The 13,512-nt window shown below is 64.4% G+C and carries 10 protein-coding genes; 4 read left to right on the top strand and 6 right to left on the bottom strand.

Annotated elements, in window-relative coordinates; genetic code table 11:
• Nucleotides 1-171: 171 nt before the first annotated feature.
• From LMTR21_RS31180 to LMTR21_RS40390, 5 genes are all read right to left on the bottom strand, one after another.
• On the bottom strand, nt 172-1,446 hold the full coding sequence (locus tag LMTR21_RS31180) for an IS701 family transposase (protein WP_148636029.1): 1,275 nt from the start codon (nt 1,444-1,446) through the stop codon (nt 172-174).
• Between the two features lie 104 nt (nt 1,447-1,550).
• Entirely contained in the window at nt 1,551-2,471 is a 921-nt protein-coding gene (locus LMTR21_RS31175) for an FAD binding domain-containing protein (RefSeq protein WP_065752736.1), read from the bottom strand.
• Nucleotides 2,468-5,158, bottom strand: a complete 2,691-nt coding sequence (locus LMTR21_RS31170; RefSeq protein WP_065752735.1) for a molybdopterin-dependent oxidoreductase — start codon at nt 5,156-5,158, stop codon at nt 2,468-2,470. The genes LMTR21_RS31175 and LMTR21_RS31170 overlap by 4 nt, the downstream gene beginning before the upstream one ends.
• A complete protein-coding gene (locus tag LMTR21_RS31165; protein WP_065752734.1) occupies nt 5,155-5,811 on the bottom strand; it encodes a TetR/AcrR family transcriptional regulator in 657 nt (218 codons plus the stop codon). The genes LMTR21_RS31170 and LMTR21_RS31165 overlap by 4 nt, the downstream gene beginning before the upstream one ends.
• A gap of 59 nt (nt 5,812-5,870) precedes the next feature.
• The gene (locus tag LMTR21_RS40390) at nt 5,871-6,221 is read right to left on the bottom strand and encodes a KTSC domain-containing protein (protein ID WP_187399241.1); all 351 of its coding nucleotides are present in this window, start codon (nt 6,219-6,221) and stop codon (nt 5,871-5,873) included.
• 208 nt (nt 6,222-6,429) lie between these two features.
• On the opposite strand from LMTR21_RS40390, the gene LMTR21_RS31155 reads away from it, so the two are divergent.
• Complete coding sequence (locus tag LMTR21_RS31155) at nt 6,430-7,563, top strand: mandelate racemase/muconate lactonizing enzyme family protein (protein ID WP_065752732.1); 1,134 nt, start codon at nt 6,430-6,432, stop codon at nt 7,561-7,563.
• Between the two features lie 435 nt (nt 7,564-7,998).
• Nucleotides 7,999-9,657, top strand: coding sequence for a TonB-dependent siderophore receptor (locus LMTR21_RS31150; RefSeq protein ID WP_246174512.1), 1,659 nt, complete (start codon nt 7,999-8,001; stop codon nt 9,655-9,657).
• A 24-nt stretch (nt 9,658-9,681) separates the two neighbouring features.
• On the opposite strand, the gene LMTR21_RS31145 is transcribed toward LMTR21_RS31150, so the two are convergent.
• Complete coding sequence (locus LMTR21_RS31145) at nt 9,682-10,323, bottom strand: TetR/AcrR family transcriptional regulator (RefSeq protein WP_065752731.1); 642 nt, start codon at nt 10,321-10,323, stop codon at nt 9,682-9,684.
• Between the two features lie 179 nt (nt 10,324-10,502).
• Here LMTR21_RS31145 and LMTR21_RS31140 point away from each other — a divergent pair, with 179 nt between their 5' ends.
• Nucleotides 10,503-11,792 (top strand): HlyD family secretion protein, encoded by a 1,290-nt coding sequence (locus tag LMTR21_RS31140; RefSeq protein WP_065752730.1) that lies wholly within the window; start codon nt 10,503-10,505, stop codon nt 11,790-11,792.
• A 46-nt stretch (nt 11,793-11,838) separates the two neighbouring features.
• Nucleotides 11,839-13,422, top strand: a complete 1,584-nt coding sequence (locus tag LMTR21_RS31135; protein ID WP_065752729.1) for a DHA2 family efflux MFS transporter permease subunit — start codon at nt 11,839-11,841, stop codon at nt 13,420-13,422.
• Nucleotides 13,423-13,512 lie beyond the last annotated feature (90 nt).

Here is a 13,512-nt window from a genome sequence, read left to right as displayed (position 1 = left end):
CTCCATCTCCGTGGTTCCAGCTTGTAGGGCGGATTAGTCTTACTGCGTCATAGGCGTCCGCGACTTATCGATGCTGCGTGGCCGCCACAGCACGGACATCTCAGCAAGTTTTTTATAAGTGCGCGGGTCAATCGCACGCGCATAGTTGCGATCGAGTTCGGGACATGGCGTTCAGGCCGCGCGGGCGGAGCCTCTGGGTCGATAATTGTCGGGTAACGGAGGGACTTCGACTGGCGCGGTGGAACGAGGTCCTGAGGGGGGAATCATCGCCTGCTCGGCGAGAAGGAAGCCGTAGGCTGCGATGCACAGCGTTGCGTGATGGTGGAAGCCACGCCAGCCGCGCCCTTCGTAGTGGCCGAGCCCGACCTCCTGCTTGAGTTCCTGGTAGTCGCGCTCGATGCGCCAGCGCAGCCTGGCCAGATCGACGAGTTGCGTGAAGCTGACGTCCTCCGGCAGCGTGGAGAGCCAGTATTTGGTCGGCTCTGCCTCGCCCTCCGGCCATTCGATCAACAGCCACTCAGGTGATAGCGTCTCGGGGATCAGCTTGTTGTAGCTGACGCGGACAGGTACACGCGCGAAGCGCGAGGACAATTGCTCGGCCGAGCCTTCGCGCCACGTCACCGTGCGCCACGCCCGCTTCGGTAGACCGAGCGCCACTTTTTGGGCCGAGATCAGTGCGGGCTCGTCACGACGGCCGGTGTTGTTCATCGGCTTGTCCATCCGCCGTGGGGCGCTGCCAGGGGCCCACATCAGGATGGTCGGCACGATGCCGACCACGTAAGGCACGCCAAGTTCCGTCATGCCTGCACGCAGCCGCGCGTCCCTGCCATATGCTGCATCCATCAACGCAACGCCGCGTGGCAGGCCGCTTTCGCAGGCCCAGCCGATTTGCTCCAACGCGATCTGTAGCTTGGTCCTGAACTTGAGTTGCTTGGGAACGCCTGCCTTCTTCCGCCGTGCACGATCCTTTGACCAGGCTTCCGGCAAGTACAAGCGATAGGCCACCGGCAGGCTGGCGGCATGATTGGCGATCGACAGCGACACCGCCACCTGGCAGTTGGCCTGCTTGCCGAGCTGACCGCAATATTGGTGGTGCACGCCGACCGAATGCTTGCCCTGCTTAGGGAACGAGGTGTCGTCGATGATCCACGCCTCGATCGGTCCACTCTTCTCGATCGCCGGCAGCACCATCTCGCGTACCTTGGCCAGCACGGTCTCGTCCGACCAATCGGCGTTGGCGACAAAGTGCAGCAGCGACTGGTGCTGTGCCGCTGTCCTCGCCGGAGCCGTCCGCGCTGCCATCGGCTCAACGCTCTTGCGGTCACCGGGCAACATCAGTCCCGTACAATAGTCGCGCAGCGGCCGCGTCCGCTCCGCGTGACCGATCACGCTTCCAAGTCCCGCAATGTAAGACGCGAACCGTGCTTCGCTTTGATCAAGATCCATCCGGCCCTCCCGCGTGCCAAAGATCGAATCCCATCAAATACTTGATTCACGGCCTCAAGGACTGCGACCGCTTGACTCAGTAGTGCTATTCCGCCCTGCGCTTCTCATGGCACCAACCGCTCCAGCAAATCGTGTACGACGCCCTTCAGCAGATCGAGCTTGTAGCCGGTCATCGGCAGCGGCTTTGCGCCTGCTGTCGCTTGCTCGGCGGCATTGGCGAGCGCAGCCGCAGTGGCTTTCCTGTCCTGCAAGGCCGCTTCCACCGCATGCAGCCGCAGTGGCACCGGGGCGACGCCTCCGACGGCGAGGCGAATGAACTGGAACGTGCCGTCCTTCACCACTGCGCGGGCGCAGATCTCGACCAGCGGCCATTCGGCATGGGTGCGGCTGATCGCGCGCTTGTAGAGCGCGCGTTCGCCCTGCAGCGGGGAGGGGAGCTCGATGCTCCTGATCATCTCGCCCGGATGCAGTGCGTTGTCGGCGGCGCCGTTGGAGCCATCGCCGAGGAGGTCGCCGATCGTCAGCGAACTTCTCTGGTTCGTCGTCACTGTTGCCTCATAGGCCAGCAGCGCTGCCGCCATGGTCGAGGGATGCGGCGCTACGCAGGGGCCGAGGTCGAATGCGACGTGGTAGAGATGATTGCCCGATCGCGCCGGACAATCCGAACCGCCTTTCTTGAGGCAGGCGATGTGCGGATTTCGAAAGTACCAGCAGCGCGAACGTTGCGCGAGGTTGCCGCCGAGGGTGGCGAGGTGACGGATCTGCGGCGTCGCCAGGCCTTGCGCGGAAGCCGCTATGCCTGGATAGGCCGCGGCGAGGCGCACGTCGGAAGCGATCGCGGCAATGGTGGTGAAAGCACCGAGGCGCGCCCTGCCGTCGGCGTCCCAATGCATTCCGATCGTGTCGGGCGCTGCCGATATGTCGATCAAGGGTCCGGTCGAGACGCCGCTGCGGCGCCGTTCGGATAGGTCAGTGCCGGCGGCGCGGAATTCGCCTGCTGTGGTGGTCATGGCTGTCGGTGTCATGCGGCGGCCCTCCCTCTGAGTGCGGCGACCAGACGGTCGGGACGGAGCGGCAGCTCGGTCAGCCGAACGCCGGTGGCGTTGCAAATCGCGTTGGCGACGGCGGGCGAGGTCGGTACGGTCGCGACTTCGCCGATACCGACGCTGCCGCCGAGCACATGATCGAATCCGCCCTGGTCGAAATGCACGTCGATCATGGGCGTGTCCGCGATTCCGGGAATGCGATAGTCCTCCATGCCGCCGCTGAGCACGTCGCCGGTGCGGGAATCGACTTCGCGCGCCTCATAGAGCGCGTAGCCGACGCCCTGAATGATCGCGCCGGCCGCCTGGCTGTGCGCCAGCGCGGGCGCTGCGATTCTGCCGACCGCAATGCCGGTGTGAACGTTGAGGACGCGGACATGGCCGAGCCAGGTGTCGACTTCGACCTCGATGACCTGCACCGAACTCGGCACGCCGGCGCCGATCGCAAGGTTAGAGAAGCGCCGCATCATCCAGCCGAAGATCCAGCCCAGCAAGCCGACCTGCTTGAGCGGCGACTCAATTCCCGGCGCCATCTGCCTGGAGTCTTCCGGCCGAACGCCGGAGGCGGAGAGATCGGGTGAGGCCGCGAGCATTTCGCGCCAGGGCGCGTTGGAACCGGGGACGGGCTGTCGCTTTGTGCTTTGCTGGATCGCGGTCTTCAACTGCCCGATGGCGAGCAGCATCGGCGGGATCACCGACGCCGTGACGCGGCTGCCGCCGGAGCCCGGCCCTTCCGGCAATCTTGAATCGCCGATCCGGACCTCGACCTCATGCGGCTCCAGCCCGAATTCGCGCGCCAGCGTATTGGCGATCACGGTACGGGTGCCGGTGCCGATATCCTGCGTCGCGGTGCTGGCGACGAGGCGTCCGCCCTTCACCGCTACCTCGACCTTTGAGCCGGGCTGCCACAGATAAAGCCAATAACCGGTGGCGACGCCGACGCCGCGGCGATAGCGGCCGCTCTGCGCGGCGATCGGTTTGCGGTTGCGCCAGACGTCAAGGCTCGAGGCCCAATCATAGAGTCGCTGGCGATTGGGATCGGGATCCCAGCGCTTGCGCAGCGCGATCGGATCGAGCTTCACGCGCTGCGCCGCTTCGTCGATCGCCTGTTCCAGCGCAAACGCCATCGGCGGCCCGCCGGGGCCGCGGAAGGGCGCGCCTGCCGGCAAATTGCTGATGACGTCGAAATCGGCGAGTTCCTTTGCTTCCGCCGGATAGATCAGGCGCGCCAGCGCGGCGATGGTCGAATTGGTCGCGGCTCCCGTATCGGCGTAGGCGGTCAGCGACAGCGCTTTCAGTTCGCCTTGCTCGGACGGCAGCAGCGCAATCTTCATCTCGGTCGCCGGCCGATAGCCGGTGACCGAGAGCTCCTCGTGCCGGTCATAGGCGACGCGCACCGGCGCCTTCGCTTCGCGCGCCAGTTCGATCGCGGTGGTCGTTTCCACGCCGAGCGCAGCCTTCGACCCAAAGCCGCCGCCGACATGGTCGGCAATCACGCGCACCTTGTCGTGGCCGAGCTTGTAGCGTTTGGCGATCATCTCCATCACGTGAAATACCGCCTGCGTCGACGCATGCACGGTGAGCTGGTCGCCGTCGAAGCGCGCCACCGCCGCATGCGGCTCGAGGCAGGCATGCTGTTGCGTGCCGGTGCGGAAGGTGCCCTCCACCAGCAGCGGATTTTTTGCGGCGCGCGCGCCGTCGACCCAGTTCCGCACCTTCTTCGGCTTCTTGGAGAAGGCCGCAGACGGCCCGCGGATGTTGCCTTTCCACGCCGCCGGCGCACCGCCGCCTTCGGAGACGTTGCCGGCCTTTTTGCGCGCGGATTTTTCGAACACGACGGGCGCATTGGCCTTGCGCGCTTCATCGAGCCCGACCGCAGATGGCAGGCGCTCGCTGACGACCTTGATCGCAGCGATGGCCGCGAGCGCGGTTCTGCGATCCCTGGCGGCGACGGCGGCGATGGGGTCGCCGACATAGCGGACGATGCGGTCGTCGCCGAGCAGCGGGATCACGGCGCCCACGCCCGGCATGGCGCGCGCGGCAGCGAGATCGAGTTCGCCGATCCGCGCATGCGCGAACGGCGAGCGCAGGATCACGCCTTCGAGCTGGCCGTCATGATGGATGTCGACGGTGTACTTCGCCGATCCCGTCACCTTGTCGCGCGCCTCCATGCGCGGCGGCAGGATGTCGCTGCCGTCGAAGCGGCCGGCGCAGGCATCCGCCACTGCACGGAAGATGCCGTCATAGGCGCCGCAGCGGCAGAGATGGCCCGACAGCGCCGCGCCGATTTCCTCGCGCGAGGGCACCGCCGTGCCCTTGGCAGCGCGCCAGGAATCATGAAAGGCCACTGCTTCGACGATGAAACCCGGCGTGCAGAAGCCGCATTGCAGGGCGTCGTGCGCCATAAAAGCCTTCTGCACCGGATGCAGTTTTGCCGCGCCGATGCCTTCGACCGTCGTCACGTTTGTGTTCGCGGCTGATCGAGCCGGCATCAGGCAGCTCACGGCGGGCGCGCCATCGACCAGCACCGTGCAGGCGCCGCAGACGCCGGCCCCGCAGACGAGCTTGGTGCCGGTGAGGTCGAGCGCGTCGCGCACGACGTCGACCAGCAGTGCATCGGGATCGTCGGGGAGGGGAGCGAGCTTGCCGTTGATCGTCATGGTGCTCATCTGCGATCTCCAGGTTTGCGGGCGGATTTCTTGGCTGGCTTCGATTGAACCGCGCGCGGTTTTGCCGGGCTGAGGGCGCCGGCGATCAGCGTGCGCAGCATGATTTCCAGATCCTTCAGGAGGGCGCCGGCCGGCTGCAGCGCCGGATAGGCGGCTTTGGTGCCATTGACCGCCATCTCGACACAGCGCGCCAGATCGCGCGGCGTCATGCCGGGGCTGAGGGTGAGCCCCTGCTTGCGGCAGACGCGCGCAATCGTCGCGGCAAGCTGTTCTGCATAGAGGGCGGTGTATTTCTGATAGAGGTCGCGGGCCTGCACGAGATGTTCGGAGAACAGCTCCTCGACATGGGGCGAGCCGTCGAGCGAGGCGGCGAGTTGTCCGAGCTTGGCGGTGACGGAGGCGACGAGAATATCGGCGAGGCTGCCGCCGGCTTTTTCCGCCGCACTTGTCGCTGCGATCTCGGCGGCAAACGCCTCCTCATGCAGCCGTTCGATCACGGCGCGGAACAGCGCTTCCTTGGATTTGAAATGATGGTAGAGCGCCTGCCGCGTCAGGCCGGCGGCTTCGGCTGCCTGCTCGATCGACGAGCGACGGAAACCGTGCCGGCGAAACACCAGCATCGCGGCGTCGAGAATGCGGGTACGCGGGCTCATTTGACGATTTTGACAAAAGAAGACGAAATGTCAAATCACGCCGGCGCGAGGATGCGATGTCACTGATATGACGGCGCTTTGGGTGTCCGGCAGCCGTAAGGTACGTTGCCGTCATGGCCGGCTGCCGTGATGTTGGCGTTGAAGTACCGACCCATCGAGGGCGCGTTCAGCAGCGCATCGATCATGTCCTTTGGCACATCGCAATATTGCTGGTAGGCCGCGTAGCGCTGGACCAGCATGCGCCGGCTCTCAGTGTCGTAGCATACCCGGCTGATGACGCTGCTGCGGGTGACGTCCTGACAGGTGAACGGCGCGAGATCGACCGGGCCACGGTCCTTGACGTCAACGATCTCCGCTTCCTCCCACTGGGCGGTGAAAAGCAGCGCAAGCATGAAAGCGAGACGGGTCACTTCGTTTCCTGCACCGGCATCAGGGACGCAGAAGTCTGCACCCTGAGCGGCGAGGCGACAAGCGCCAGCTGATGGCGCTGTCGCGATCCCGCCGGCGCATATGTGAAAGCGAGACCGTTGCGTAACCGGGGGTTTTCGTCTTCGGCCGGGCCGCCTATCGTTGCGTCCAAGCGGGCAGCATCCGAAGTCCCGCGGGGAGAGCCAGGTCATGAAAATCAGGAGCGTTCGGGCCCACGTCCTCGAAGCAGCCCTCTCGCAGCCCTTTGCCTACTCGCGCGCCTGGTACGACGCACGCGCCGCCATGGTGGTCGAAGTCGAGACCGAGGACGGCCTCACTGGCTGGGGTGAATGCTACGGGCCGGCGCGGATCACCGCGGCCGCGGTCGAAAGCGTGGCGCCTCTGCTGGTTGACGAGGACCCGCTGCGGATCGATTTCCTCTGGCGGAAAGTCTATTCCGCGCTGCGCGATCACGGCCAGAAGGGCGTCGTCATCGAGGCGCTGAGCGGCATCGATATCGCGCTCTGGGATATCAAGGGAAAATTTTTCGACGCTCCCGTCCATCAATTGCTCGGCGGTGCGAGCCGGAACGAGGTGCAGGCCTATGCGACCGGACTCTACCGGCGCAAGTCCGGCGATCCGCTGCGCCATCTGCCGGATGAGGCCGCAGGCTACGTGGCAGAGGGCTTCAAGGTGGTGAAGCTGAAAGTTGGTTTCGGCATCGAAGAAGATGCCGCGGTGACGCGCGCCGTGCGCGATGCGATCGGACCCGACGTCGCGCTGATGGTCGATGCCAACCATGCCTATGATGCGACGGCAGCGATTCGTCTCGGCCGGATGATCGAGCGCTACGACATCGGATGGTTCGAGGAGCCGGTGCTGCCGGAGGACCTCGCGGGATACCGCGAGGTGAAGGCCGCGATCTCGATTCCGGTCGCGGGCGGCGAGTGCGAGTTCACGCGGTTCGGCTTTCGCGATGTGCTGGTGTCACGCGCGATGGACATCATCCAGCCCGATACCTGCGCGGCGGGCGGACTTTCCGAATGCAAGAAGATCGCCGACATGGCCGAGGCGTTCGGCGTCAGATACAACCCGCACGTCTGGGGGACGGGGATTGCGATCGCCGCATCGCTGCAGCTCCTTGCGGTCCTGCCGTCGCACACGCCGCGCTCGCTGGCGCCGCTCGAGCCGATCCTGGAGTTCGACCGCACCGAGCATCCGATTCGCCAGGCGATCCTCACCCGGCCGATCGAACATTCGGGCGGCCTCGTTGCCGTGCCGGATGGTCCCGGGCTCGGTATAGAGATCGACCGCGACGCGCTGACGCGATTTGCGGCGAGGTGAGGGCTGTTTGCCCGTTAACGGGCATATGGCGCCGTGCGGGAAGCCCCGGCATGCGACGCGGTTGCAAACGAACGCGTCAGCCGGGATGCAGGAAGAGTGCGAGCAAGAGAATGATCGATAGCGGAACGCCCGTCAGCCAGAAAATTACGCTCTTTGCAGACATATCCCTGCCCTCCCGAGGGCCGAGATAACTGTCGATCTGAACTTTGGTTCCTGGGCCGCCAGACTGGATTGATAAAAAAAAGCCGGACGCGGGGTGACATGATTCCTGGAGCGTTGACCGGTTTCCTGCGGGCCGCTGCTGCGCCATGGCACGATGGGCGGCGACTCGCGCGTTGCTTCAACAGGTGACGGCGACAACAACTATGCTCAGCGCACTCGCGCAAAGGTCACGTCTCGCTCATTCATCACATCCGCTGCGTTGGCCCCGCCTCGGTGCTCTACGGCGACACGTCGACGGCCGGCCTATTGAACCTGATCTCGAAGCGGCCGCAGGCGGAAAGCATCAATGAGATCGGCGTGCAATTTGGTAGCTTCAACCGCAAGCAGGTGCAACTCGACAGTACCGGCAAGCTGACCAAGAACGGCGAGTGGCTGTATCGCTTCATCGGCGTGTTCCGCGGTAGCGGCACGCAGACCGATTACGTTCCGGACGACCGCGTCGTGCTGGCGCCGTCGCTGACCTGGCGGCCGACCAACAACACCAACTGGACCGTGCTCGGCACCTATCAAAAAGACAACACGGGCTCCTCCACCGCGTTCCTGCCGCACGAGGGCACGCTGTACCCCGGACCCAACGGCCTTATTCCAGTGCGGCGGTTCGCCGGTGAGCCGGGCTTCGACAAATACCAGACCGAGACCGGTGCGATCTCCAGCCTGTTCGAACACAGCTTTGGCGATGCGCTGAAAATTCGCCAGAACATGCGCTATACCCATGTCGAAGGCATCTACCGGACGATGTATCCGGATTTGAATATCGATCCGGCAGTTTATCCGGATGCCCCGTTTGTCGATTCAAGCAGACGCTCCGTGGCGCGCAGCATCTGGAGTCGCGAGACAACCAAAGATAGCGTGACCTCCGACAGCAATGCCGAACTCAAGGTGCTGACGGGGCCGGTTGCGCACAAGCTGTTGTTCGGCATCGATTACCGCGAGCTCCGGGAACGCGCGAAATCGGCCTTCGAAAGCGACCCCAGGCCATTCGATCTTTACGCGCCGGTTTACACCGGGGTGACGGCGCCGGCGCTTTCACCCGAACCGGATCTGCGGCAAACCCAGCTCGGCCTCTATGTTCAAGACCAGATGCGGCTGGGGCCATGGATCGCGGTTCTCGGCCTGCGCCAGGACTACGTCACCAATGACGTCGTGGGATCGCCAGTGGAAAATACCAAGGCAACCACCGGCCGCGCCGGGCTGATGTATGAACTGCCGTTCGGCCTGACGCCTTACGTCTCCTACGCAACATCGTTCACGCCTGTCTTCGGTTCCGGTGTCTGCCTCGATGGCATCTGCAAGTCGCAGCAGGGCGAAATGGTGGAGTTGGGCTTCAAGTACAATCCGTTTGCGGGCACGGCGATCAACGGCGCGGTCTTCGACACCACCGAGAAGAACCGGCTGGCGAACGATCCGGGCGGCTCTCAGTTCTACGTCCAGACCGGGCAGGTGCGGATTCGCGGCGCCGAACTCGAGGTGATCAGCCGCGTGACGCCGGATCTCGATCTGATCGGCGCGTATTCCTACCTCGATGCCCGGGTGGAGAGCGGCGACAATATCGGCAAGCGCGTCGAGACCGTTCCCGATCATCAGGCCTCGCTATGGGCGAAGTACCGTCTCACCGCGCTCGGGCTGAACGGCGTCACCGTTGGCGGCGGCGTGCGCTATATCGGCGAGTCCTGGGACGGCGAGGACAAAATCCGCACACCCGACTACACGCTGTTCGACGCGATGATCCGTTACGAAACCGGGCCGTGGCGCTTTCAGGTCAACGCCAGCAACCTTGCCGACAAGCGCCATGTCACGACCTGCCTCGCGCGCGGCGACTGCTTCTTCGGCATCGGCCGCACCGTGCTGGGCAGCGCGACGTACCGGTTCTGAGTGAGCGGGAAGGGGCGGGCGGTCTTACGCCCGCTTCGTCCGATACATCTGCAGGAACATCCGCGTCGCGCTGTCGACGACGCGCGCGATGCGCTCCGCCGATGGCGCAGGCTCGGCCTGGAACACGAACGGCAGAAACAGCGTCGCCTGGCACATCTGCAGGAACTGCGCCGCCGCAAGCTGGCAGTCGTCGATCGCCAGATCGTTCGGCCGGACATGCGCCTGCAGATACTCGGCGAGACGGTTGATCGTCTTCGCCAGCACGTTCGCATAGAACTGGCGCCCGACATCCGGCATCCGCTCGGCGATCGCCATCACCGTGCGGATCGACGATCCGCCGCCCGGGCGGCATATCGAACCGATATAGGTCTGGCCGAATTCCCGCAGGGTGGTTTCGACATCGCGCCTGGGGTCGAGGTTGTAGGCGATTTTGCCTTTTTCGAGCGCTTCGTCCTCGACGATGGCTTCGAACAGCCGGCTCTTGTCGGCAAAGTAGACGTAAAGCGTGCCCTTGGAGACGCCCGCGGCGCGGGCGATCTCGTTCATGCTGGCGCCATCAAAGCCCAAATCCATGAACACCTTTCGCGCACCGTCCAAAATCTGGCGGCGCTTGGCGCTGTCCTCCTCGCCCAAGGGGTGAATGGGGTTTGATGTGGATGCAACCATTGGTTTATCTTCTCGCGAAAGAATTCAACCCGTGATGCAGGCCGGCCGGTGTCTTCGCTTTATGGTCTACAATATCGATTAGTTATGTTGACCGAACCGTTCGGTCAATGCTACATTTTGTCTCGATGGCCGTCGCGAGAACTCGCCGGCGCCGCGTCATGAGTATGGGGAGGCCGGTGATGGCCGGTGCGAGAGATCAGGCCGCGCGCGTTGTTCGCACCGGACCTGAAACAGCGGAGGACGACGCCGACGTTGCGGCCCAGCTGCGCGCCTTTGCTGCGGAAGAGGCAAGGCGCCGCTCTGCGGAGGCGCCCGGTGCGCCGGCAGCCGAACAGCCCGTTGTATCGCCTGCCGGCACCGCCGCGGCACCAGCAGCAAAACCGGCCAGGCGCAAATTCGTCATGATGGGCGTGCTCGGCATGCTCGCGCTCGCGGCCGCCGGTTACGGCGTCTACTACGTTCTCGTCGGCCGCTTCTATATCTCGACCGACGATGCCTATGTTCGTGCCAACAACACCACGCTCGGCGCCCGGGTATCGGGTCATGTCGCGGCGATCCTGTCGCGCGACAATTCGCTGGTTCGCGCCGGGGACGTGATTTTCAGGATCGATGACGGCGACTATCGCATCGCGGTGGAAGCTGCGCGCAGCAGGATCGCGACCCAAGAGGCCGCCATCGACCGCATCGGCCGTCAGGTCACCGCGCTCGAAAGCGCCGTCGAGCAGACCAAGGCGCAGCTCGCTTCCGCGGAAGCCGCGATGAAGCGCGCCGGTCTCGACTTCGACCGCCAGCAGACGCTGAGCACCAAGGGTTTTGCATCGCGTGCGGCCTTCGAAGTCTCCGAGGCCAGTCGCGACCAGGGTGCGGCTGCAGTGCGGTCGGCGCAGGCGGCCCATGAGGCCGCGCGCGACAACGTCGAGGTGACGAAGGCGCAGCAGGCCGAGGCCCGCGCGCAGCTTGCGGAATTGCAGACCCAGCTTGCCAAGGCCGAGCGCGATCTCGCCTTCACCGCGGTGCGCGCGCCGGTCGACGGCACTTTCTCCAATCGCCTCGTCAATGCCGGCGACTTCATCCAGGCCGGACAGCGGCTCGCCAATATCGTGCCGCTCAACGACGTCTTCATCGACGCCAACTACAAGGAAACCCAGCTCAAGCGCATCCGTCCGGGCCAACCGGTGAAGATCTCGGTCGACGCCTATGGGCACCGCAAGTTCGCCGGCGTTGTCGACAGCATTTCGCCGGCGGCGGGCTCGGTGTTCACGCTGCTGCCGCCGGACAATGCCACCGGCAATTTCACCAAGATCGTGCAGCGGTTGCCGGTTCGCATTCGCGTGCCGAAGGAAGTCGCGAAACAGAACCTGCTGCGCGCCGGCATGTCGGTCTACACCACCGTCGATACCCGCGAGGGCGCGGCCGATGCCGACAGCGAGGCGGACCTCGACGCGCCCGGGACGGTTCAACCGAAGTAATTCTAAAGGCCCCGGGTGAAGCGCCCGGCGTGTTTCCGAGTTGACCATGGCTGACGCCAGCACCGCATCGCCTTCGATGATGAACGCAGCCGCCGACGAGCGCATCCCGCCGCGGCGGCTGTTTGCGTTTCTCATCATGGTGTTCGGGATGTTCATGTCGATCCTGGACATCCAGATCGTCTCGGCGTCGCTGCAACAGATCCAGGCCGGCCTTTCCGCCAGTTCCAGCGAAGTCTCGTGGGTGCAGACCTCCTATTTGATCGCCGAGGTGATCGCGATCCCGCTCTCCGGCTTCTTGTCGCGCGCCTTCGGCACGCGTCTGTTGTTTGCGATTTCCGCTTCCGGTTTCACTGTCGCAAGCTTTTTCTGCGGTCTTGCGTCGACGATCGAGCAGATGATCCTGTGGCGCGCGATCCAGGGATTTTTGGGCGCGGGCATGATCCCCACCGTGTTCGCATCCGCCTACACGGTGTTTCCGCGTTCCAAGTTTCACATCGTCGGCCCGATCATCGGGCTGGTCGCCACGCTGGCGCCGACCATCGGCCCGACGGTCGGTGGAATAATTACCGACATGATGTCGTGGCATTGGCTGTTCTTCATCAACATCGTTCCCGGCATCGGCATCACCATCGGCGTGTGGATGCTGTGTGATTTCGACCGGCCCAATTTTGCACTGCTCGACCACTTCGACTGGTGGGGCTTGCTGTTCATGGCGGGCTTCCTCGGCACGCTCGAATATGTGCTGGAGGAGGGGCCGCAGTCGCAATGGCTGGAAGATACGTCCGTCGCGGTGTGCGCGGCGATCTGCGTGGTCTCGGCCATCGCCTTTTTCTGGCGCGTGCTGACGGCGCGCGAGCCGATCGTCGACATCAGGACCTTCACCGATCGCAATTTCGGCGTCGGCTGCCTGATCTCGTTCTGCGTCGGCATCGGGCTTTACGGCCTCACCTACATGTATCCGCGCTATCTCGCCGAAGTGCGCGGCTACAGCCCGCTGATGATCGGCGAGACCATGTTCGTCTCCGGCGTCGCCATGTTCGTCACCGCGCCGATCGTCGGGCGGCTGATGGCGAAATACGACATGCGCTATCTGATCGCGATCGGCCTCGTGCTGTTCGCGCTCGGCTCCTATCAGATGACGGGGATCACCAAGGAATATGATTTCTACGAATTGCTGCTGCCGCAGATTTTGCGCGGTGTCGGCATCATGCTGGCGATGGTGCCGACCAATACGATCGCGCTCGGCACGCTGGCGCCGGAGCGGGTGAAGAACGCCTCCGGCCTGTTCAACCTGACGCGCAACCTCGGCGGCGCGGTGGGGCTCGCCGTCATCAACCAGGTGCTGAACCAACGCACCGACCTGCACATTGCCCGCCTGCACGACCGCGTCACCTGGGGCAACGCCGCCGCGGTCGAGACGCTCAACACGTTCACACAGCGCCTGCAGGGGATGGGCGATGCCGCGCTGATGGCGCTGAAGCAATTGTCGCAGATCGTGCACCGCCAGGCCGTGGTGATGGGCTATGGCGACGCCTTCTTCATGCTGACCGTGTTCTATTTCGGCTTGAGCGTGCTCGTCCTCACACTCAAGCGGCCCTCCGCCACGGTGATCGGCGGCGACGCGCATTGAGCGAAGATGCAACCACGCGCGATCACGCGCTTGTCATGTTGCAAATCACCCGTGATGCATTTATAAGCAGCGCATTGTCGCTCGAACCGG

The organism is Bradyrhizobium paxllaeri (assembly GCF_001693515.2).
In the GTDB taxonomy this organism is placed as follows: Bacteria; Pseudomonadota; Alphaproteobacteria; order Rhizobiales; family Xanthobacteraceae; genus Bradyrhizobium; species Bradyrhizobium paxllaeri.
Note: the sequence above shows the minus strand (reverse complement) of the source record. Positions and strands in the feature narration are given on the sequence as shown.